The organism is Sporosarcina luteola (genome assembly GCF_023715585.1).
GTDB classification, from domain to species: Bacteria; Bacillota; Bacilli; order Bacillales_A; family Planococcaceae; genus Sporosarcina; species Sporosarcina luteola_D.
The window spans coordinates 231205-253834 of record NZ_JAMBOK010000001.1; the positions used below are offsets into that span (position 1 = coordinate 231205).

Genomic DNA, 22630 nt, shown 5'->3' on the forward strand with positions numbered 1-22630 from the left:
TCATATAGGGATTAGGAGGAGAGAGCATGCTGGATTTTGATACAAATGTCGATGCACTCGCAGTCATTAAGGTGATTGGAGTAGGTGGCGGCGGAAATAACGCGGTTAATCGTATGATTGAACATGGAGTGCAAGGTGTTGAATTCATTGCAGTGAATACGGACGCCCAAGCGCTTAATTTATCCGAAGCTGGAGTGAAGCTGCAAATCGGAGCAAAATTGACTCGCGGACTTGGCGCGGGGGCAAATCCTGACGTTGGGAAAAAGGCGGCTGAAGAAAGCCGTGAACAAATAGAAGAGGCGCTTCGCGGCGCTGATATGGTGTTTGTTACTGCCGGTATGGGCGGAGGTACAGGGACAGGTGCGGCACCAGTGATCGCTCAAGTGGCAAAGGATCTTGGAGCGCTGACGGTAGGTGTTGTCACACGTCCATTCACTTTCGAAGGAAGAAAGCGCCAAACGCAGGCGATCGGTGGAATCGCGGCGATGAAAGAATCGGTAGACACGCTGATCGTCATTCCAAATGATAAATTGTTGGAGATTGTGGATAAAAACACGCCGATGCTTGAAGCATTCCGTGAAGCTGATAATGTTCTCCGTCAAGGGGTACAAGGAATTTCAGACTTGATCGCTGTTCCTGGACTTATCAACTTGGACTTTGCAGACGTGAAAACGATCATGTCCAATAAAGGTTCTGCACTTATGGGAATCGGCATGTCGACGGGTGAAAACCGTGCTGCAGAAGCTGCGAAAAAAGCCATTTCCAGCCCGCTTCTGGAAACGTCGATCGACGGAGCTAAAGGTGTCTTGATGAATATTACAGGCGGGTCCAACCTGAGCTTGTTTGAAGTTCAAGAAGCAGCGGATATTGTAGCTTCCGCTTCCGATGAAGATGTTAATATGATCTTCGGTTCTGTCATCAATGATGGATTGAAGGATGAAATCCTCGTTACAGTCATTGCAACAGGGTTCAGTGAAGAGCAATTGAGCGCTTCAAAGCCTTCAAGGAATCCAGGATTCGGTGCTCCACGTCAACGTGAACGAGAAAGAGAACCACAGACTATTCAACAGCCTTCACATACACGACGTGAAGAGCCGCAACAGCATTTCCAACAGCCTGAGCCGACTAGGCAGCAGCAAGGCCATCAGCAAGAGGACGCGTTGGACATTCCGACGTTCTTGCGCAATCGCAGAAGATAATAAATAATAGAATTTCAAGTTCTCCGGCAGTCCGATTGGGACATGCCGGAGAACTTTTTTTGCTTGCATTCCGCTGCAACATAACAATTATCGTTTGCAACAGCAAACGAGTTCGTAACAAAACGAATATTGTTCACAACAAAACCCGTCCCTCCGCTATTCATGTCGAATATTTACTATAAATTATCCCTTGTTCCGACAAACATTGCGGTCACGGAATGTTATCCTTACGTACAAGGAGGGCAGGCTGATGTATGGAGAACTCATTATCGGCATTAACATGGTCTTCAATTATGCGATTTTGTCCTTTGCGAACCGAATGGTCAAGGCACAAGCTACTAGGCTTCGCCTATTGCTCGCTTCATTTGCAGGCGCATTGCCCGTCGTGGTTTTCCCTGATTCCTGGCTCGCCATCTTTGTGGCTTTCGGTGTAATGATTGTCTGTGCATTCGGGATAGCACTTGCTCATATCGGCAACCCAGCTGTCATCGTACTAGTCGGTGCACTTTTTGCGGGCGGCGCGCTAACGGTCTTCACGGATAAGTTCATGTTTTCAAATTCAAAGTCTACAGTTTTCCTCAGTGCACTTTTAGCTTATGTTTTTCTGTATTTACTAAAGACCAAGTGGTTGGATGTAAGAATGGCCCGACAACTGTCCTCCTATTCTGTTGAGACGGTGTTGTACATGTGGAATGAAACAATTCCTATTCCCAGTTTCATCGATACAGGAAATCGATGCACAGAACCACTTTCCGGTGAACCGGTGCATTTTGTTTCATTTAAATCAGTGGAACGCTTTATGCCTGATGAGTTGAAAGGCCCTTTACTTGCATGGAAAACAGAAGATATGCCCCAACTTTCAACTTTCCCAAAGAAATTCCAAAAAAGTTTGCGGTTGATCCGTCTCCAAACCGTCCAAGGTGCTTCCTGGGCGGTCGGTTTTAAGTTCGACAGATGGGTCATCGGAGAAGGGAGTGAGCTGCCAGTAGGCTATATCGTCTTTACTAAGCAGGATAACCGTTATCCGGAAGGGGCAGGCGCCATTATGCATGCTTCCGCATTAGAATCCATTACAACCGAAAGGGGAACCAGTCATGTTGCAGGGACTTAAAAAATGGTTGTCGATCGTAAAGAGCTTCTTTTTCAGGAAAAAGAGCGGTACGTATTATATCGGTGGCCATGAATCGCTTCCAAAGCCATTAACAAGAGATGAAGAGGCAATTGCAATTCGGGCTTTTATGGAAGGGGACATGGATGCCAGGGATACACTCATTGAAAAGAACCTTCGTCTTGTTGTTTACATTGCCCGTCGTTTTGATAACACGAATACGCATATTGAAGATTTAATTAGCATCGGGACAATCGGACTTATAAAAGCGATCGAAACATTTAAAGCCGATCGTAATATTAAATTGGCGACATATGCTTCAAGATGCATTGAAAATGAGATACTTATGCATTTAAGAAAAACGAACAGGACACGGTCGGAGATTTCATTTGATGAACCGTTAAATTCCGATGCCGATGGAAATGAGCTGCTGTTGTCTGACATTCTGGGGACGGATGAGCATATTATCATCGACGACGTTGAAAAGAAATTAGAAAGGCAACATATGATTGAAGCGATCAGCACTTTGGACGAACGGGAGAAATATATAATGGAATGCCGCTTCGGATTGACTGGAAGACTTGAAATGACGCAAAAAGAAGTTGCAGAACTACTTGGCATTTCTCAGTCTTATATATCGCGTCTTGAAAAGAAAATCATCTCAGATCTTCGTGACAGGCTGAATCACCCTATTGCCTGATGGTTGAAATTGGCGAATTGGATTTCGCATATTCCGCAAGTGTGAGGACAAACTATTTTGTACAGTCATCTACAGAATGCGGAGGAAAAGCGAATGATGCGTACAAGAGTTGAAATCTGTGGTATCGATACGTCCAATTTGCCCTTACTGACAAATGAAGTGATGAAAGAAACGTTTATCCGGCTTCAGAGTGGTGACGAATCGGCAAGAGAAGAGCTGGTAATCGGAAACTTGCGGTTAGTTTTAAGTCTTGTTCAAAGGTTTGCTTATAGGGGGGAGCAAGCAGACGATCTATTCCAGGTTGGTTGCATTGGATTATTGAAGTCCATTGATAACTTCGATTTGAAACATAATGTCCGATTTTCAACATATGCCGTTCCGATGATTATCGGTGAAATCAAAAGACATTTAAGAGACCATCATGCCATTAGGGTATCCAGATCACTCCGGGATATAGCCTATAAAGCAATCAGGGCGAAGGAACAATTTGTGAATGATCATCAGAAAGAGCCTAGAATATCTGATCTTTCAGAAGCGACGGGCATTCCCGAGGATGATATTTTATTTGCTTTGGATGCAATTCAAGATCCGATGTCCCTTCATGAACCGATGAATGGCGAAGGCGGTGATCCGGTTTATATTATGGATCAGTTGCAGGATAAGAAAGTATCGGAAGAACGTTGGTTGACGTATGTGTCGGTGAAGGAGACTGTGTCTGGCATGACGGAAAGGCAGCAGCTTATTCTTTCCAAACGATTCTATTTAGGGCAGACGCAAACCGAAATTGCAAAAGAACTAGGCATTTCCCAAGCTCAAATTTCAAGACTTGAGAAAAACGCGATTCAAATTATCAGAGATGGTATGGAGAATAAATAATCTTTACAAAAACGCATTGCCTCGGCATTGCGTTTTTTTGGGCGGTTGTGCATACGCTGTAGAAAGGAAATAAATGAGTTCCATAAAAATTGGGTTTAGCTTTTCGTTCCAGCACTCGCTTTACGCTGGCGTTGCCATTCGAACCACGAAGAGTTAGATACTCTCGAAACGCCCAGCTTTTACTCGCAAAAGCAATCTTTGTAACGACTTTCGCAGGAGTCTCGCGCTTGCACTTCAAACATCAGTACTAAGAAATAGAAATTTTTTATCAACAGAAACTTACTGTGAAGTTTGTAAAGTAACTGTTTTTTAATTTGTTGATTGTAACGGAAGGCGGCGACTCCTGCGGGAAAGCGGGACAGGGGAGACCCCGCAGGCAACAAAGCGCAGCGTAGCGGACGAGGAGGCTCACCGCCCGCCCGCGGAAAGCGTCCGCCTGGAGTGGAAATCAATTTATTTATCAGAGGAGGGAATATCAATGCGTTTTTCGGACTTGCAGAAGAAAGAAGTGATTGAAGTGAAAAAGGGCTCGTTTCTAGGATTTGTACAGGACGCGACAATTGATATGAAAAACGGCAAAATTGACGTACTGCAAATAGGTGGAGCAGAAAGATCCCTTTTCTTAGAATCGAAAATGAAGGATTTGAAACAAATTAAGTATGACGACGTCCTTACAATCGGAAAAGATATCGTATTAGTAGGCAAAAAGACTGATAAATGAAGACTAATCATTGATATGTGTCCATCCAATTGATACAATAAAGCAAAGTAAGCAGAAAGACAGTGATTTTATTGGACACACTTCAACAGCGTATGCAAAAAATAGAACAAGAAATTCAAGCAGCATGTGACCGATCGGGAAGGAAACGTCAAGACATAACAGTCGTAGCGGTAACAAAGCAAGTATCTGCAACAAGGGCACTGGAAGTCATCGAACTCGGTATTACGGACCTTGGCGAAAATCGCTCGGAAGGACTTCTCACAAAGCAGGATAGCATCCAATTCGAGGAGCTCTACTGGCACTTCATCGGTAATGTGCAAAGCAGGAAAGTGAAGGATATTATCGACCAAGTCGATTTTCTCCATTCACTTGATCGGCTCAGCATTGCAAAAGAGATTCAAAAACGTGCCTCCGCTACGGTCGACTGCTTTGTTCAAGTGAATGTATCGGGGGAAGAGTCCAAGTCAGGGCTGCAGCCTGACGACTTGGAGGAATTCGTACTTCAATTGGCCGAATATGATATGATCCGGGTTGTAGGCTTGATGACGATGGCTCCATTCACGGAGGATGAGGAATGGATTCGAACAACTTTCCGTTCATTGCGTGAACTTCGTGACAAACTTGTCGAGAAAGAACTGGATCATGCACCATGCACTTTATTATCTATGGGAATGTCAAATGATTTTGCCATTGCTATTGAAGAAGGTGCAACTCACGTTAGAATCGGAACTGCATTAGTCGGAACGGAGAGCGAGGGAGACGAATGAGCATAAAAAGACGATTTGAGAAATGGTTCTATCTTGATGAAGAAGAGGAATTCCAGCAAGAGCAGCCTGTCCGGGAGCAGCAGCCCGTACAAGAGCAACAGCCGAGAAGGGCGGTTGCGCGGAAGCCGCAAGTTGCGGAAGCACCACAGCAACCAGGAACAGTCGTCAGCTTGCAGAGCATCCAGAAATCTTCAAAGGTCGTTCTTTTCGAACCGCGTGTATACGCAGAAGCACAAGATATTTCGGAGCATTTAAAGAATAAAAGAGCCGTTGTCGTCAATTTGCAGAGAATCGAGCGTGATCAAGGGATCCGCATCGTCGATTTTCTAAGCGGGACCGTCTATGCACTTGGCGGAGATATTCAACGGATCGGCACTGACATTTTCTTATGCGTGCCGGAGAACGTAGAAGTGGCTGGTACCATTTCGGATTTTTTTGAGAGATAGGATTGGATGAGGTGTACAGATGGGACTAATAGAAATAGTTAATTTGCTTTTCTCGATACTAATACGGGCAATAGAATTATACTCGATACTCCTCATCATTTATATATTGATGTCATGGGTGCCTGCATCACGTGAGACAAAATTCGGGATTTTCTTGGGAAAGATCACTGAACCTTATTTAGGTTTTTTCCGCAAGTTCATCCCTCCGCTAGGAATGATCGATATATCACCGATCGTCGCAATATTCGTTTTGAATTACTTGATTTCGAGCGGGATACGGGAAGTATATCGCTTGATCATAGCCTCACTCATGTGAGGTTTTTTCTATAAGGTTCGCTAAGGAGACGTTCAACATGGATTCGATCATACAACATTTCAGAAAAGAAGAGCAGCCGTTTATTGAAACGGTAGTCGGGTGGACGAGGGAAGTAGAGGATACTTATTCTCCGAAGCTTACAGGCTTTCTTGATCCGAGGCAGATCTTCATTTTGAACTCCATCGTCAAAAGCACCGGTCTGCAATTCGGAGTCCATGGCGCATTCCAAGAGCCTGAAAGACAGCGAGCATTGATTTACCCGGATTATTTTGAACCGGAAGACAATGATTTCCAAGTGTCGATCTTTACGATTAGATATCCAGCGAAATTCATGACGCTTGAGCACAAAGATATATTAGGCTCTATTATGGCGCTTGGCATCGACCGTTCAAAATTCGGAGATATCCGTTTGGAGGGAGACCTCGTACAATTCGCCGTCGCAGAGGAGATGAAGGATTACCTTTTCGCGAATTTAACGTCGATCGGCAAGTCTAAAGTACGAGTGGAAGAGCTTGGACCTTCTGATGAACTAATTGTGCTGGCAGAATCGTGGAAGGAAGAGCTTCACACGATCAGCTCGCTGAGGCTTGACTCGCTTGTTGCTTCGTTGGTGAATTGTCCGCGCCAAAAAGCGGTATCGCTCATCCAAAATGATAAAGTGAAAGTGAATCATGTTGTCCGCGATCAGCAAGCTTTCGAAGTGAATGAATCAGATATTCTTTCAATTAGAGGCTCAGGCCGTTTTAAGGTCTTGTCGATAGAAGGACGGACACGAAAAGACAAAATACGGTTGTTGATTGGTAGGTTAGAATGATTTTTCAGACAACCAGTGGAAAAACTGGTGTCTTATCTGGTGAGGGCATGTATAATAGGAATTAGAAGATTTACTTGAAAGGGAGGAACAACAAATGGCATTGTCACCACTCGACATACATAATAAAGAGTTCAGCCGCGGCTTCCGTGGATATGATGAAGATGAAGTGAACGAATTTCTAGAACAGATCATGAAGGATTATGAAAATGTCCTGGAAGAGAATAAAATGTTGAAAACCAGTTTGAGCGATACGAAAGATAAAATATCCCATTTCAACTCAATCGAAGAGACTTTACAGAAATCGATTCTAATCGCCCAGGAAGCAGCCGAAGATGTCCGACGTAACTCGGTGCAGGAATCGAAACTAATTGTAAAAGAAGCGGAGAAGAATGCGGACCGCATTGTGAATGAAGCATTGTCACGAGCCCGTAAAATCGCAATGGAAATTGAGGACCTGAAAAAACAATCGAAAGTGTTCAGAAACCGTTTTCGCATGTTGATTGAAGCCCAACTCGATATGATCAAGACAGATGACTGGGAAAAACTTCTTGAATACGAGCCGGAGACAGAACATTTGGAATCCGCTGCGGATGTGGAATGACACGGAAGCTTGACATTCTATTCCCTTCACACATATAATAATGACATTATAAGCAGGAACAGGCGTTGAAAGAGAGAGTACTTTCCGACATTCAAGTATAGCGAGCCAGGGGCGGTGGGAGCCTGGTCTGAAACGGGAACGAAAATCACTCCAGAGCCGGATTGACGAAAATTGATCCCGGATGCACCCCGTTATGGTGTTCTGAGAGGCAGTATGACATCATCATTCTGCAACTAGGGTGGTAACGCGAGAATAATCCCTCGTCCCTTTATTAGGGACGGGGTTTTTTTATATTTAAAGGAGGAAACAATATGGATTACAAAGACACATTGCTCATGCCGAAAACAGAATTTCCAATGCGTGGCAACTTGCCGAATAAAGAACCTGACATGCAAGCAAAATGGGAAGACATGAACATTTATGAAAAAGTTCAAAAACGTACGGAAGGACGCCCTTTCTTCGTTCTTCACGACGGACCGCCTTATGCGAATGGAGATCTGCACATGGGCCACGCCCTTAACAAAGTGCTGAAAGATATGATCGTTCGTCATAAATCGATGACAGGCTTCCATGCACCTTACGTACCGGGCTGGGATACGCATGGTCTTCCGATCGAGCAGGCTCTCGTCAATAAAGGTGTCAACCGTAAAGAGCACTCCGTTGCCGAGTTCCGGAAGATGTGTGAAGAATACGCATATAGCCAAATTGATAGCCAACGTTCACAATTCAAACGGATTGGCGTACGCGGCGATTGGGAGAATCCATATATCACATTGAAGCCTGAATTTGAAGCTAGGCAAATTCAAGTGTTCGGTGAAATGGCTAAGAAAGGCTATATTTACAAAGGGCTTAAGCCTGTCTACTGGTCGCCTTCAAGCGAATCGGCGCTTGCTGAGGCTGAAATTGAATACAAGGATAAAAAATCCCCTTCCATCTACGTGGCGTTTCCGATCAAAGATGGCCTCGGTGTTGTCGATGAGGATGTCCGTATTGTCATTTGGACGACAACTCCATGGACAATTCCTGCAAACCTCGGAATTTCGGTTCACCCTGAATTTACTTACGCTATCGTTACTGTAGATGGAAATAAATTTCTCCTTGCAAAGGATCTCGTCGAGTTTGTTGCAAAAGAGATTGGTTGGGAATCGTATGATATCGTTACCGAGTTAAAAGGCTCGGATCTGGATCGTGTAATTGCGAAGCATCCATTATACGAACGAGATTCCCTTGTCATGCTAGGAGAGCACGTCACGGCTGAGGCTGGTACTGGCTGCGTGCATACGGCTCCTGGCCATGGTGAAGACGACTTTTATGTTTCTAAGCAATATGGAATCGACGCATTGTCGCCAATCAATGATCGAGGCGTCATGACAGAAGAAGCTCCTGGATTTGAAGGATTATTCTACGAAGATGCTAATAAAGAAGTGACAAAAAGATTGGAAGAAGAGGGAGCTTTACTGAAGCTTTCATTCATCACGCACTCGTATCCGCATGATTGGCGTACGAAGAAACCGGTCATTTTCCGTGCAACGGCTCAATGGTTCGCGTCCATTCAATCGTTCCGCGATGAGCTGCTCGAAGCAATCCGCAATACGAAGTTCACTCCATCATGGGGCGAAACACGCCTTTACAATATGGTGCGTGACCGTGGCGACTGGTGCATTTCACGCCAACGTGTATGGGGCGTTCCAATTCCTGTATTCTACGCGGAAAATGGAGAAGCCATTATCACCGATGAGACGATCGCTCATGTTGCAAAACTATTCAGAGAGCACGGTTCAAATGTCTGGTTCGAAAGGGAAGCGAAGGACTTGCTTCCGGAAGGATTCGAGCATGAAGGCAGCCCGAACGGTCAATTTTCAAAAGAGACGGATATTATGGATGTTTGGTTTGATTCAGGTTCTACACATCAAGGTGTGCTAGTGGAAAGGGACGATCTCGTCTATCCGGCTGATTTGTATTTGGAGGGCTCCGACCAATATCGCGGATGGTTCAACTCATCATTGACGACAAGTGTTGCCATCAATGGGATTGCACCATACAAAGGACTACTGAGCCATGGGTTCACATTGGACGGCGAAGGTCGCAAAATGAGTAAATCCCTCGGCAACGTCATTGTACCTTCAAAAGTGATGAATCAACTCGGTGCCGATATTCTTCGTCTTTGGGTGTCTTCGGTCGATTATACCGCTGATGTACGTGTATCCGATTCGAATTTCAAACAAGTGTCAGAAGTATACCGGAAGATCCGTAATACGCTCCGCTTCCTACATGGGAACGTGGCAGATTTCAATCCGGCAGCCGACCGCGTAGCGTTTGATGATATGCGTCCTATTGACCAATACGTTTATGTAAAGCTACAGGATCTGATCAAAGACGTCCTTGAAGCGTATGAAAAATACGAGTTTGCAGGCGTATATCACGCAGTGAATAATTTCTGTACAGGTGAATTAAGCTCGTTCTATTTAGATATTGCTAAAGATGTCGTCTATATCGAAGGCGTTGATCATCCACATCGTCGTGCAATGCAGACAGTCATGTACGATTCACTCCTTGCTTTGTTGAAGCTATTGACGCCAATCATCCCGCATACGACGGATGAGCTTTGGGCTTATCTTGAGCATGTCGAAGAGGAAAGCGTCCAACTTACAGACATGCCGCAAGCAGAAGATCTCGGAGAGAAAGCGAACGCACTTCACGAACGTTTCAGCAAATTGATGCTCGTGCGTGATGATGTGTTGAAGGCGCTTGAAGAAGCAAGGAATGCAAAAGTGATCGGTAAATCGCTCGAGGCGAAAGTTACCGTCGCATTGCCTAAAGAGATGGCGGGCATTCTTGCAGCAGACGATATCGATTTTGCACAGTTCTTCATCGTTTCAAAATTCGAGGAAGGTGAAGAAGGTAAAATGCGGGAAGACGCGCTCAAACTAGACGCTGCTACAGTCCTTGTAGAAAAAGCGGATGGTGAAAAGTGCGATCGCTGCTGGACGATTTCTGAAACTGTAGGAACTGACGCAGAACACCCAGAGCTCTGCTCGCGTTGTGCGGGTGTCGTGAAAAAATACTATTCATAAGCATTTTGGTAAAGGCTGTTTGCAACTGTGGCTATTCCATAGTTGCAACAGTCTTTTTCTTATCCACTGAATACACGCTAATTTCATAAATAAGATGACTTTGTGGTAAAATGAAGCAGATACTGTTGGACGGGGGTTTTTGGATTGATTCTATATTATGGATTGGCGCTATTGCTAATATTGCTCGATCAACTGACAAAATGGATTGTCGTACAGAATATGAACCTCGGCGAGCGGATCCCGATAGCTGAACCTTATTTGGCATTCCTGTCACATCGTAATAAAGGGGCAGCATGGGGAATGCTAGAAGGGCAGATGTGGTTATTTTATATTGTCACAATGCTAGTTGTAGGTGGGATCATTTATTTTTTCCACAAGGAAGCGAAAGGCAGCAAATTACTAAGTGTCAGCCTGATGTTTTTATTAGGCGGAGCAATTGGAAATTTCATCGATCGATTATGGCGTAAGGAAGTTGTTGATTTCATTGATGTCCTCATCCCGGTCATCAATTATGACTTTCCGATCTTCAACGTAGCTGATGCTGCGTTGACAGTAGGGGTCGTCCTCGTTATTCTTCACGTCATAATTGATGAAAAAAAGAACAAGAAAAAGGTGACATGATGGAACCGTTTGAAATTGTACTAACAGAAGAACATGGAAGTGGCAGAATTGATAAAGTCCTATCGGATATTAACCCTGATTGGTCCCGCACGCAAATCCAGCAATGGGTGAAGGATGGGGCAGTACTTGTAAATGAAAGTACGGTAAAACAGAACTACAAAGTGAAAATTGGGGATGTCATCGAGGTGACAGAGCCAGAACCCGTAGAACTAGATATAGTTGCGGAAGACCTCGATTTAGAAATTGTCTATGAGGATGCGGATGTGCTCGTTGTGAATAAGCCGCGCGGTATGGTTGTCCACCCTGCGCCCGGGCATGCCACGGGCACATTAGTGAATGGCTTGATGCACCAAGTTAAAGACCTTTCCGGAATAAACGGCGTCATGCGCCCCGGGATTGTCCACAGAATCGACAAAGACACTTCAGGTTTGCTGATGGTCGCCAAAAATGATCAGGCACATGTATCGCTCGTCGATCAGCTTGTCGATAAATCCGTGACGCGTATTTACACGGCTCTCGTTCACGGTCATATTCCTCATGATCAAGGAACGATTGACGCTCCCATTGGAAGGGATCAGAAAGATCGTCAAAGCATGACGGTTACGGATAAGGGAAAACATGCCATCACCCACTTCAAAGTGTTGGAACGTTTTGGTAATTTTACATTGGTGGAATGCCGTCTGGAAACCGGAAGGACCCATCAAATACGTGTGCATATGAAGTATATTGGTTATCCGCTTGCAGGGGATCCGAAATATGGACCGAAGAAGACAATCGACTTTAATGGACAAGCATTGCACGCCGGCACAATCGGCTTCAAACACCCGCGTACCGGTGAATATTTGGAGTTTACCCAACCTTTGCCAGAAGAGTTTGAAGCATTGATTGAAAAAATGCGTGCTAAAACTAATTGACAAAGTGAAATTGGGCAACTATACTAATCAATGAAATGAATAGCGATACCTTTAAGATCAGTCCAGAGAGGCTGGGAAGGTTGCACGGAAGTACGGTAGGATAGCTGCGCGCTTATTCTTCGGTACGCTTCTTTCTGCACCTGTACCCTCCTGTCATCTGGCAGGAGGGTTTTTTAATGCAAAAGCGAAGGGCGCTTGCTCAGATGCGACAGGCATAAGGCGAAGTTGTGAAGTGGCGGTTTTTGCCACGTAACAGCTTTGACTTATGACCCCGAGCAAGTCGAACTGCGAAGGGTTCGATTTGCCGTATTTCTGCGGTTTCTGCAGAAATTAAGGCATCCTACTAGCGCCCGGAGCTGGATGATAACTAATAGGAGGAATTCAAATGACGGAAAAAGCAATCATTCTAGACGAACAGGCAATTTCCCGGGCGGTGACAAGAATTGCTTACGAGATTATTGAAAAGAACAAAGGAATCGACGGATGCATCCTTGTCGGCATTAAAACAAGAGGTGCCGTACTTGCGAAACGGCTATCTGAACGGATAAAACAAATTGAAGGAAGACCAATCTTGACTGGTGAGTTGGATATAACTCTGTATAGAGATGATCTTCAACATAAACATGGCAACCATGAACCTCTTGTCCACCAAGTCGACATCGAGCACGATGTCACCGAAAAGAAAGTGATTCTTGTGGATGATGTTCTCTACACTGGCAGAACTGTAAGAGCGGCGATGGATGCAGTTATCGATTTAGGAAGACCGTCAGCAATCCAGCTTGCAGTCCTCGTTGACCGAGGACATCGCGAATTACCAATTCGTCCAGACTTTGTCGGTAAAAACATTCCGACCTCTAGTGAGGAACGAGTAGTGGTCAACGTCATCGAAGAGGATGGGTCAGACGGAGTAATAATTCATTCAAAATAAATAAAATCCGAATAGGAACAGGTGAGAAATGATGAATGACAACAAGGTAATAGACGTACTCGACAAGCCGGCTCCTATAAGATGGCTCGCCCTCAGTGTACAACATATGTTTGCAATGTTCGGGGCGACGATCCTCGTACCTCAATTAGTCGGATTAAGTCCGGCAATCGCTTTGCTCACGAGCGGACTTGCGACACTCATCTTCGTCCTTGTCACGCGGTTCAAAGTTCCCGCCTACTTAGGTTCATCGTTCGCTTTCATTGCACCGATACTTGCGGCTACAGAATCAGGAGGCATTGGAAGCGCGATGATCGGAAGCATGTTTGTCGCCCTGGTATATGCACTCGTATCGCTCTTGATCTGGACGACGGGTTCAGGGTGGATTATGAAATTCCTCCCGCCAGTCGTTGTCGGACCGGTCATAATGGTTATCGGATTAGCATTGGCACCAACGGCAGTAAGGATGGCGAGTACAATACAAGTGAATGGCGAGGCGCAATACAATCTCCTGCATTTCTCGGCGGCACTTGTTACATTGGCTACTGCGATCATCTGCCTCATGTTCTTTAGGGGAGTTATCAGCTTGATGCCAGTCCTGATCGGAATAATCGTCGGTTACATATACTCGGCGGCAATCGGAATATTGGACTTTACAAAAGTGCATGAAGCAGCATGGATTGCAATACCGGAATTCCTGATTCCTGGAATAGATTATGAGTTTGTCGTAACTCCTACATTACTAGCAGCCATGGTTCCAATATCAATTGTTACAATTTCAGAGCATATCGGTCATCAGTTAGTACTTGGCCGAGTCGTCAATAAGGATTTTATCAGAGACCCTGGTTTGAACAGGTCATTACTTGGAGACGGGTTAGGAACACTCTTAAGTGGATTCCTTGGCGGTCCACCGAAAACGACTTACGGTGAAAACATCGGGGTTATGGCAATCACACGTGTCTATAGCATCTACGTCATTATCGGCGCGGCAGTATTCGCGATTTTGTTCTCTTTCATCGGCAAGCTGATGGCGGTCATCGCGACGATTCCGGCTGCAGTGCTTGGTGGGATATCGATTCTACTGTTTGGGATCATCGCTTCATCAGGATTAAGGATGCTCGTCGATCACAAAGTAGATTTTGGACAGCAACGAAATCTTGTTATCGCCTCGGTCATTCTTGTCATTGGAATCGGAGGCGCGTCTATCCGATTCAGTGAAACATTCCAAGTCGAGGGAATGGCGCTTGCTGCAATCGTCGGCGTGTTCCTCAACATGGTATTGCCAGGCAGGTCAAATGATAACTTGGCAGATAATCCAACAGAATAGAAAGACCTTTTAAAATTGTACTGAGAGACAAGGAAAGGTTCAGTTGACTAGTAGTCATTCAAACGGATGACGATTGTTTAGTCATGCCCACTGGCCTTTCCATTTAACGGAAAGGCCATTTTTTTATCCAAAACGGAAGGGGATTTTCTATATGAAAAACCTATTATCAATGAAAGATCTAACAATCGACGAAATTTCAGCTATTTTGGATCGGGCGGCAATGTTAAAAAGGTATGGCATCCGCGCATTACCTCAAAAATACATGGTTAGCAATCTATTCTTTGAGCCGAGCACCCGAACAAAAATGAGTTTTGAAGTGGCGGAGCGGAAATTGGGTCTTGAAACAATTCCTTTTGAAGCCGGTTCTTCAAGTGCAGTAAAGGGAGAGACATTGTACGACACGCTTCGCACACTTGAAGAAATCGGGTTGGATGCAGTTGTCATAAGACATCCTGAAGAGCGCTATTATGAAGACCTTGTTGGAAAGATGAATATGGCAATCATCAACGGCGGAGACGGTTCAGGACAACATCCAACACAATCCTTGCTTGACTTGTTCACGATAAAAGAAACGCTCGGCGGTTTCAAAGGGCTTAATGTGCTCATCGCCGGTGACATTTCCCATAGTAGAGTTGCAAAGTCGAATGCGGATGCGCTTACGATGCTTGGTGCAAATGTGAAATTCTTATGCCCTCCTGAGTGGGCAGGTGATTTTCCATACGTGAGTGACTGGGATGAAGTGGTGTACACAAGCGATGTGGTCATGCTTCTAAGAGTCCAGCATGAAAGGCATGATGGCAAAATGAGATTTACAAAGGACGAATACCACACGAAGTACGGAATGACAGTTGAACGGGAAAGGGAAATGAAGCCCGGATCAATCATCATGCATCCTGCACCTGTTAACCGGGACGTAGAAATAGCAGGAAGCCTAGTCGAATGCAGCCGTTCAATGATTTACAAGCAAGTTGAAAATGGCGTCTATATACGTGCGGCTATCTTAGAAACGATTTTACAGAAGGAGGAATTGGCATGGGAAAGATCATCAAGAGTGCATATGTTTTAAACGAAGCAGGTGAAAAGGTTTTGACAGATGTCCGGATTGCAGAAGGGAAGATAACTGAAATCGGAACCGATTTACATGCAGGCGAATCCGAGGTCATTGACGGCAACGGACTACTGTTGGCGCCGGGATTCATCGATGTCCATGTCCATCTGCGGGAACCAGGCGGAGAGCATAAAGAAACGATTGAAACTGGAACTCTTGCGGCAGCTAAAGGCGGTTACACGACGATCTGTGCAATGCCGAATACGAGACCGGTTCCTGACACGAAGGAAAACTTGTCTCTCGTCCATAACTTGATTGCTGAAAAAGCGCATATTCGAGTCCTTCCTTACGCCTCCATAACAATTAGGGAAGCCGGAAAAGAACGGACGAATTTAAAAGAACTGAAAGAGAACGGAGCTTTCGCTTTCACAGATGACGGCGTTGGTGTCCAGCAAGCGGGCATGATGTATGAAGCGATGCAAGATGCAGCTGAGATTGGCATGCCGATTGTCGCTCATTGCGAAGACAATACACTGATATATGGCGGAGCGATGCACCATGGAAAGAAAAACAAGGAGCTTGGACTTCCGGGCATCCCGTCAATCGCTGAATCTGTTCATATTGCACGCGATATACTGCTTGCTGAAGCAGCTGGCGCACATTATCACGTCTGCCACGTCAGTACGAAAGAATCTGTCCGGGTCATCCGCGATTCGAAGAAAGCCGGAATCCACGTAACTGCAGAAGTGAGTCCGCATCATCTGATCTTGTCAGAGGATGATATTCCTGGAGACGATGCTGATTGGAAAATGAACCCGCCACTTCGCGGAAAAGACGATTTGCATGCATTGCAAGAAGGGTTGATGGATGGCACGCTTGATTTCATCGCAACCGATCACGCACCGCATACAGCAGAGGAGAAAAATGCCGGTTTTGCAAAAGCACCGTTCGGAATTACAGGATTTGAAACAGCTTTCCCTCTTCTATACACGCACTTCGTGAAAGAAGGAAAATGGACATTAAAGCAATTGATTGATTGGATGACTGAAAAGCCCTCAGACGTTTTCGGTCTTCCTTATGGGAAAATTGAAGTCGGGGCCCAAGCTGATCTGGTTCTTCTTGATTTGGATAAAGAACAGACAATCGATCGGAATACGTTTCTGTCAAAAGGAAAAAACACTCCATTTGATGGCTGGAAGTGTGTTGGCTGGCCAGTGAAGACAATCTACGAAGGTAATATCGTCTGGCAGGATCAAATGGATGTGATGCCAAAACAGCAGGTGATACTATGATCATCCAAGATAGGATGAGAGTGACGGGTCAAAGGGAAATTGCTAAGAATATATTTGAAATGAAACTGACTGGAAAGCTGGTTGGGGAAATCAATTCCCCTGGCCAGTTTGTCCATATCCGGGTGTCGGATTCATTCGAACCTTTGTTAAGAAGACCGATTTCCATCGCTTCCATCGATCATCAAGCAAACGAAATGACAATCATTTATCGCGCTGAGGGTCGCGGCACTCAATTGCTGTCGATGAAGAAGGAAGGCGATGAGGTCGACGTGCTCGGTCCGCTGGGCAATGGCTTTCCTGTTGGTGAAACATCCCCTGGAGAAACAGCGGTACTTATTGGCGGAGGTATCGGGGTACCGCCTTTATACGAATTATCGAAGCAGCTGACTGCCAAAGGGGTTACATGCATCCATGTGCTAGGCTACCAAACAGCAGATGTGTCCTTTTATGAAGAGGAATTCATTAGACTGGGAGAGACGTATATCGCAACGGTGGATGGTACAAAAGGATCGGCAGGTTTCGTAACCGATGTGATGGAGAAGATCGGAGACGGATTCACGACATACTATAGCTGCGGACCGATGCCGATGCTGAATGCGGTTCAAACAGCCTACACAGGCAAAAGAGGCTTCCTTTCATTCGAACAGCGGATGGGATGCGGAATAGGAGCTTGCTTCGCCTGTGTTTGTGAGACGACTGATAAAACGGATAAAGAGTACATCAAGGTTTGTTCGGATGGACCAGTATTTCCAGCGGGGGTGGTGTCGATATGAATAGATTGGCAGTGGAATTGCCTGGTTTGCAGTTGAAAAATCCAATCATGCCGGCATCCGGTTGCTTTGGTTTTGGCAAGGAATATGGGAATCTATATGACTTATCAATGTTAGGCGCCATTATGATCAAAGCGACGACTCTTGATAAAAGATTCGGCAATCCGACACCGCGAGTAGCAGAAACTGCATCAGGCATGTTGAACGCCATTGGTTTGCAAAATCCGGGGCTACAAGGCGTCATGGAAAATGAACTGCCTTGGCTGGAACAGTACGATGTTCCGATCATTGCGAATGTTGCAGGAACAGAAACGGCCGATTACGTTGAAGTGGCAAAAACAATTTCCATGGCTCCCAATGTAAAGGCATTGGAATTGAATATTTCTTGCCCCAACGTTAAATGCGGCGGCATCACTTTTGGCACGAATCCGCAGCAAGCACATGATCTGACGGCGGCTGTTAAAGAAGTATCCGAAGTGCCGGTGTATGTAAAGCTGTCACCAAACGTCACGGATATCAAAGAAATTGCAAAAGCGGTCGAGGCTGGAGGCGCTGACGGCATTACGATGATCAATACGCTAGTCGGAATGAGGCTCGATCAAAAGACGGGAAGACCTGTTATTGCTAATATAACAGGCGGTTTATCCGGACCAGCTGTCAAGCCGGTCGCCATCAAAATGGTGTACGAAGTGAGTCAAGTCGTACAAATTCCGATTATCGGCATGGGCGGCGTCTCAGAAACAGCGGATGTAATTGATTTTCTATCTGCAGGCGCAAGCGCGGTCGCTGTAGGGACCGCGAATTTCGTAGATCCGTTCATCTGTCCGAAAATCATAGAAGAGCTCCCTTCTAAATTGGATGAGCTTGGCGTCAACCAAATTTCTGAGCTTGTAGGAAGGAGCCATCGGTTATGAAAACCTCCCCAATCATTGCGCTAGACTTTGATTCATCACAAAAGGTATTCGATTTTCTGGAATCATTCGAAAGCGATATTAATGTAAAAGTCGGTATGCAGCTTTATTACAAAGAGGGCCCTGCAATCATCTCGAAATTGAAAGAGAGCGGGTTCGATATATTCCTAGACTTGAAATTGCATGACATCCCAAATACAGTCATGTCCGCGATGGAAGTGCTGGCGAGTTTAGGAGTAGACTTAGTGAACGTTCATGCCGCAGGCGGAAAGTCAATGATGGAAGCTGCATTGGAAGGGCTTGATAAAGGGACGCCGTCAGGTATGAAACGTCCTTCAATCATCGGTGTGACTCAATTGACGTCTACAGATGAGCGGCAAGTTAGGGAAGAACAGCTTATCCAAAGTTCACTTCAAGATTCCGTTCTTCATTACGCGAAGATTGCGAAAGATGCAGGTTTGGATGGAGTCGTTTGCTCCGTACAGGAGGCAGCTATCATTTCCGAAGTTTGTGGACCTGAATTTTTGAAAGTGACTCCTGGCATACGTCTTCCCGATAGTGGGACGCACGACCAGAAAAGGATTGCAACGCCTGAGGAAGCAAGGCAGGAAGGATCGACGCATATCGTAGTCGGCAGGGCGATTACAGGTGCATCGGATCCCCGTGCAGCCTACGAAAAAATTACCGCAAAATGGAAAGGGGTAGAATGGGTTGGGTAAAAAGGAAATTGCAGAAATTCTATTGAACGTCGGGGCAGTGGAACTAAGTCCGGAGGATCCATTTACATGGGCATCCGGAATTCAATCCCCAATCTACTGTGACAACCGATTGACGATGTCAGATCCTATAGGACGCAAACAAATTGCGGAAGGACTTGCCGGGTTAATTAAAACTTATTACCCTGAAACGACGCTTATTGCGGGAACAGCAACAGCGGGCATTCCACATGCTGCATGGGTCGCCGATATTCTCGGATTGCCGATGGTGTACATCCGTTCAAAAGCAAAGGGGCATGGCAGAAGCCGACAAATTGAGGGGAAAGTGAAGCCAGAGGATAAAGCGATCATCGTCGAAGATTTGATTTCCACAGGTGGCAGCAGTCTGAACGCAGTCGAAGCGCTGCAATTAGAAGGGACTGAAGTTGCAGGTGTCGTTTCCATTTTTACATATGAACTTGAAAGCGCAGATAAAGCATTCGCAGAGGCAGACTTATCTTATAAGAGTTTGACCAATTTCGGAGCGCTTGCTGAGGTGGCGATTGAAAGTGGAGCAATTACAGCAGAGTCAATTGATGGCCTACTGGAGTGGCATACAAAAATGAAGGCGGGTTTATTAGCTTAACTAAGCAAAAACGAAAAAGGATTGCCATCCTCGTTGGAATGGCAATCCTTTTTCACTTCCTCAACTTCCTTACAATGTCCTCGTCAGGCGTGACAAACAATGTCTTCTGCTCAAAGTAAATGACAAATCCCGGTTTGGCACCATTCGGTTTCTTCACATGACGGATTTCCGTAAAATCGACCGGAACAGACGACGAACCCCTCGCCTTACTGAAGTAAGCCGAAAGAACTGCCGCTTCTTCAATCGTCCGCTCATCCGGATCTGCATCATGAATGACGACATGCGATCCTGGAATATCCTTCGTATGCAACCAAACATGATCCCGTGCCGCAATCTTGAACGTCAAATAATCATTCTGCTTATTATTCTTCCCAACGGAAATTGGAATGCCAGACGATGAAACATATGACTCAGGAGTAGGTTTCTTAGGCTTCTGTTTTTTCCTGCCCCTTCTTGCCCTCATCAAGCCTAATTCCGCCAACTCTTCCCTTATTTCATCAATATCTTCCGGAGACGCTTGCATGACTTGCTGTTTGATCATCTCAAAATAGTCGATGTCCTCTATCGATTTCTCCAACTGTTTTGCAATCATAATCAATGCGTTTTTTGCCTTCGTATAGCGTGAATAATAGCGTTGGGCATTTTCAATCGGCGTCTTCCTCGGATCAAGCGGAATCGTTACAGTCGTGCCTTCCTCATAATAGTTGTCGACGACCGCTTCCGTATCGCCTTTACTGATCGCATAGCTATTGGCAGTGAGCAGCTCGCCGTATAACTGGAACGTATCAAGTTTCTCGGCGGCATTCTGCTCTTTTTCCAACTTATTCATTTTCAATTTCAACTTCGCAATTTCATTATCGAGCCAGCGCTCCAAATCAGCCGCCTGGGATTTCACCCGTTCCCGTTCTGCCCGTGCAAAATAAACCTTATCAAGCAGTTCCCCGAGTGTATCGAAAGTCGCGACTGTATTGTCTGCATACGTTAACGATGCAGCTGAGAAGATTATTTTATTCCCGACTTCGGCAATCGTCGGAGTTTGGGTTCCGCCTTTGAATGAAGAAAGGAAATCCTTGTATACGCGATAGGCATCTTCAGCAGCGGTATCTTTCAACCGGTGCAACAGCTCTTCTCCATGAATCGGCGAGAATCCGGAAAGTTTGCTAACGACCTGTTTGGCATTCTCCCATTCTGGCAATAATGCTAGGAACTCCTTTTCATCCAACTCAAAAGGATCCAATTTCTCCTGTGGTGGAGCAGGGACATATGGCTGTCCAGGTAAAACCGTACGATAACTGTTTACGGAAGGGGGCAGATGCTTCATGCTGTCGATGATCATATTCCGCTCCGGATCAAGTAACAGCAGATTACTATGCCTTCCCATGATTTCTACGATCAATCGGCGGTGGATATCGTCACCGATTTCATTTTTCGCCCGGATATCGAATGAGATAATTCGATCATTCCCGGATTGCTGAATTGATTGGATCATGCCGCCTTCGAGATGCTTCCGCAATACCATGCAAAACATCGGTGGCTCAGAAGGATTTGCAATCGTCTCCTCGGTCAATTGAACGCGGGAATAAGATGGGTGAGTAGAAATAAGAAGTTTAAAATTGCTTCTTCCTGCCCGAACCATCAATACAACTTCCTGAGCGTTCGGCTGATGTATTTTTGAAATTCGTCCGTCTTTAATTTGTTGCAGCTCTTGCGTAATCGCTGCGGTGAATAAACCGTCAAATGCCATAATAATTCCTCTTTCAAACGTTTTGTACCATTTTAGCACTCTCTGCGTGCGATATGTTATAATATGAGAAGATTGTTTGCTATGATGAATGGAACAATAGAAGGTAGAGAATACATAAGAAGAGGGATTGCATGTACAAACAACGTGGACTGTTGATTGTCCTGTCCGGACCATCCGGTGTCGGAAAAGGGACGGTCAGAAAAGAGCTATTTCAACAACCTGACACGAATTATGAATATTCAATATCGATGACGACGAGAAGCCCCCGAGAAGGCGAACAGGACGGCGTCGATTACTTTTTCAAATCGCGCAATGAGTTCGAGCAATTGATAAACGAAGGAAAATTATTGGAGTACGCCGAATATGTAGGAAATTATTATGGCACCCCTCTGGATTATGTGAATGAAACGCTTGATGCCGGAAGGGATGTATTCCTGGAAATCGAAGTTGTCGGGGCGGCGCAAGTCCGTAAATTAGTTCCCGATGGATTATTCATTTTCCTTGCTCCGCCAAGTCTGTCCGAGCTTGAAGATCGTTTGATCGGCAGAGGAACGGAGAAGGCGGATGTCATTGCAAGCAGAGTATTGAAAGCGCGTGAAGAGCTGGAAATGATGAACTTGTATGACTATGTAGTTGAAAATGATGAAGTTTCAAAGGCATGCGATCGCATCAATGCCATCGTGACGGCCGAACATTGCCGACGGGAACGTGTTGAAAAAAGATACTTACTTATGTTGGAAGGGGAATAATTTATGTTATATCCATCAGTTGACTCGTTAAAGGATAAAATCGATTCGAAATACACACTTGTTACACTTGCCGCTAAGCGTGCCCGTGAAATGCAGGAGAGCAAGAATATGTTGCTGCCGTCCTACACTTCATACAAGAATGTAGGGAAAGCTCTGGAAGAAATTTCAGCAGGGGCATTATCAAAACAAGTTCAAGACGCTTCCATTGTATACGAAGACGAAGTATGATCACTGCTCAATAAGTTGATGCATTTGAATAGGTCTGCATACTCCCTTAGAAACAGAATTTCTTTGGGAGTTTGTCATTTTTAATTAGCGTTTTTCAGAAGTCGATTGTCGGGTTATGGAGTACGTACATATGTCGTA

The 22630-nt window shown here is 45.3% G+C and carries 24 protein-coding genes and 1 other annotated feature; of the genes, 23 read left to right on the plus strand and 1 reads right to left on the minus strand.

Features of this window, described 5'->3' with window-relative positions:
* The first annotated feature begins 26 nt into the window (after positions 1-26).
* From ftsZ to pyrE, 21 genes are all read left to right on the plus strand, one after another.
* Entirely contained in the window at positions 27-1199 is a 1173-nt protein-coding gene (gene ftsZ / locus M3193_RS01265) for a cell division protein FtsZ (protein ID WP_251623881.1), read from the plus strand.
* 250 nt (positions 1200-1449) lie between these two features.
* Positions 1450-2310: a sigma-E processing peptidase SpoIIGA gene (locus M3193_RS01270; RefSeq protein ID WP_251623883.1), complete on the plus strand. Its 861-nt coding sequence runs from the start codon at positions 1450-1452 to the stop codon at positions 2308-2310.
* Positions 2294-3007, plus strand: a complete 714-nt coding sequence (gene sigE / locus M3193_RS01275) for an RNA polymerase sporulation sigma factor SigE (protein ID WP_251623885.1) — start codon at positions 2294-2296, stop codon at positions 3005-3007. The genes M3193_RS01270 and sigE overlap by 17 nt, the downstream gene beginning before the upstream one ends.
* A 96-nt stretch (positions 3008-3103) precedes the next feature.
* Positions 3104-3883 carry an RNA polymerase sporulation sigma factor SigG gene (sigG, locus tag M3193_RS01280; RefSeq protein WP_435372026.1) on the plus strand — a complete coding sequence of 260 codons (780 nt, stop codon included), beginning with the start codon at positions 3104-3106 and terminating at the stop codon, positions 3881-3883.
* Between the two features lie 478 nt (positions 3884-4361).
* The gene (locus tag M3193_RS01285; RefSeq protein ID WP_060209335.1) at positions 4362-4604 is read left to right on the plus strand and encodes a PRC-barrel domain-containing protein; all 243 of its coding nucleotides are present in this window, start codon (positions 4362-4364) and stop codon (positions 4602-4604) included.
* 71 nt (positions 4605-4675) lie between these two features.
* Complete coding sequence (locus M3193_RS01290) at positions 4676-5371, plus strand: YggS family pyridoxal phosphate-dependent enzyme (protein WP_285851886.1); 696 nt, start codon at positions 4676-4678, stop codon at positions 5369-5371.
* Complete coding sequence (locus M3193_RS01295) at positions 5368-5817, plus strand: cell division protein SepF (RefSeq protein ID WP_251623889.1); 450 nt, start codon at positions 5368-5370, stop codon at positions 5815-5817. Before M3193_RS01290 ends, M3193_RS01295 begins: the two co-directional genes overlap by 4 nt.
* A 19-nt stretch (positions 5818-5836) precedes the next feature.
* Positions 5837-6133, plus strand: coding sequence for a YggT family protein (locus tag M3193_RS01300; protein WP_251623891.1), 297 nt, complete (start codon positions 5837-5839; stop codon positions 6131-6133).
* A gap of 37 nt (positions 6134-6170) precedes the next feature.
* Positions 6171-6947 (plus strand): RNA-binding protein, encoded by a 777-nt coding sequence (locus M3193_RS01305; RefSeq protein ID WP_251623893.1) that lies wholly within the window; start codon positions 6171-6173, stop codon positions 6945-6947.
* A gap of 94 nt (positions 6948-7041) precedes the next feature.
* Positions 7042-7548: a DivIVA domain-containing protein gene (locus M3193_RS01310; protein WP_251623894.1), complete on the plus strand. Its 507-nt coding sequence runs from the start codon at positions 7042-7044 to the stop codon at positions 7546-7548.
* Positions 7549-7604: 56 nt separating this feature from the next.
* Positions 7605-7819: a binding site (T-box leader), on the plus strand.
* A 40-nt stretch (positions 7820-7859) separates the two neighbouring features.
* Positions 7860-10622: an isoleucine--tRNA ligase gene (gene ileS, locus M3193_RS01315; protein ID WP_251623895.1), complete on the plus strand. Its 2763-nt coding sequence runs from the start codon at positions 7860-7862 to the stop codon at positions 10620-10622.
* Positions 10623-10766: 144 nt separating this feature from the next.
* Positions 10767-11243 carry a signal peptidase II gene (gene lspA, locus M3193_RS01320; RefSeq protein ID WP_285851783.1) on the plus strand — a complete coding sequence of 159 codons (477 nt, stop codon included), beginning with the start codon at positions 10767-10769 and terminating at the stop codon, positions 11241-11243.
* The gene (locus tag M3193_RS01325) at positions 11243-12157 is read left to right on the plus strand and encodes an RluA family pseudouridine synthase (protein ID WP_251623896.1); all 915 of its coding nucleotides are present in this window, start codon (positions 11243-11245) and stop codon (positions 12155-12157) included. Before lspA ends, M3193_RS01325 begins: the two co-directional genes overlap by 1 nt.
* Positions 12158-12542: 385 nt before the next feature.
* Positions 12543-13085 (plus strand): bifunctional pyr operon transcriptional regulator/uracil phosphoribosyltransferase PyrR, encoded by a 543-nt coding sequence (gene pyrR / locus M3193_RS01330; protein WP_251623897.1) that lies wholly within the window; start codon positions 12543-12545, stop codon positions 13083-13085.
* Between the two features lie 28 nt (positions 13086-13113).
* Positions 13114-14409 carry a solute carrier family 23 protein gene (locus M3193_RS01335; protein ID WP_435372007.1) on the plus strand — a complete coding sequence of 432 codons (1296 nt, stop codon included), beginning with the start codon at positions 13114-13116 and terminating at the stop codon, positions 14407-14409.
* 151 nt (positions 14410-14560) lie between these two features.
* Positions 14561-15475 carry an aspartate carbamoyltransferase catalytic subunit gene (locus M3193_RS01340; protein WP_251623899.1) on the plus strand — a complete coding sequence of 305 codons (915 nt, stop codon included), beginning with the start codon at positions 14561-14563 and terminating at the stop codon, positions 15473-15475.
* Positions 15442-16749 carry a dihydroorotase gene (locus M3193_RS01345; protein ID WP_251623901.1) on the plus strand — a complete coding sequence of 436 codons (1308 nt, stop codon included), beginning with the start codon at positions 15442-15444 and terminating at the stop codon, positions 16747-16749. Before M3193_RS01340 ends, M3193_RS01345 begins: the two co-directional genes overlap by 34 nt.
* On the plus strand, positions 16746-17522 hold the full coding sequence (locus M3193_RS01350) for a dihydroorotate dehydrogenase electron transfer subunit (RefSeq protein ID WP_251623902.1): 777 nt from the start codon (positions 16746-16748) through the stop codon (positions 17520-17522). The genes M3193_RS01345 and M3193_RS01350 overlap by 4 nt, the downstream gene beginning before the upstream one ends.
* Positions 17519-18433, plus strand: coding sequence for a dihydroorotate dehydrogenase (locus tag M3193_RS01355; protein ID WP_251623904.1), 915 nt, complete (start codon positions 17519-17521; stop codon positions 18431-18433). The genes M3193_RS01350 and M3193_RS01355 overlap by 4 nt, the downstream gene beginning before the upstream one ends.
* Positions 18430-19149, plus strand: coding sequence for an orotidine-5'-phosphate decarboxylase (pyrF, locus tag M3193_RS01360; protein ID WP_251623915.1), 720 nt, complete (start codon positions 18430-18432; stop codon positions 19147-19149). The genes M3193_RS01355 and pyrF overlap by 4 nt, the downstream gene beginning before the upstream one ends.
* Positions 19142-19771, plus strand: coding sequence for an orotate phosphoribosyltransferase (gene pyrE / locus M3193_RS01365; RefSeq protein ID WP_251623917.1), 630 nt, complete (start codon positions 19142-19144; stop codon positions 19769-19771). Before pyrF ends, pyrE begins: the two co-directional genes overlap by 8 nt.
* 52 nt (positions 19772-19823) lie before the next feature.
* On the opposite strand, the gene M3193_RS01370 is transcribed toward pyrE, so the two are convergent.
* A complete protein-coding gene (locus M3193_RS01370; protein WP_251623918.1) occupies positions 19824-21515 on the minus strand; it encodes an Rqc2 family fibronectin-binding protein in 1692 nt (563 codons plus the stop codon).
* Positions 21516-21646: 131 nt separating this feature from the next.
* Here M3193_RS01370 and gmk point away from each other — a divergent pair, with 131 nt between their 5' ends.
* Both gmk and rpoZ read left to right on the plus strand, forming a co-directional pair.
* Complete coding sequence (gene gmk / locus M3193_RS01375) at positions 21647-22264, plus strand: guanylate kinase (protein ID WP_251623919.1); 618 nt, start codon at positions 21647-21649, stop codon at positions 22262-22264.
* A 3-nt stretch (positions 22265-22267) separates the two neighbouring features.
* A complete protein-coding gene (rpoZ, locus tag M3193_RS01380) occupies positions 22268-22492 on the plus strand; it encodes a DNA-directed RNA polymerase subunit omega (protein ID WP_251623920.1) in 225 nt (74 codons plus the stop codon).
* Positions 22493-22630: the final 138 nt, after the last annotated feature.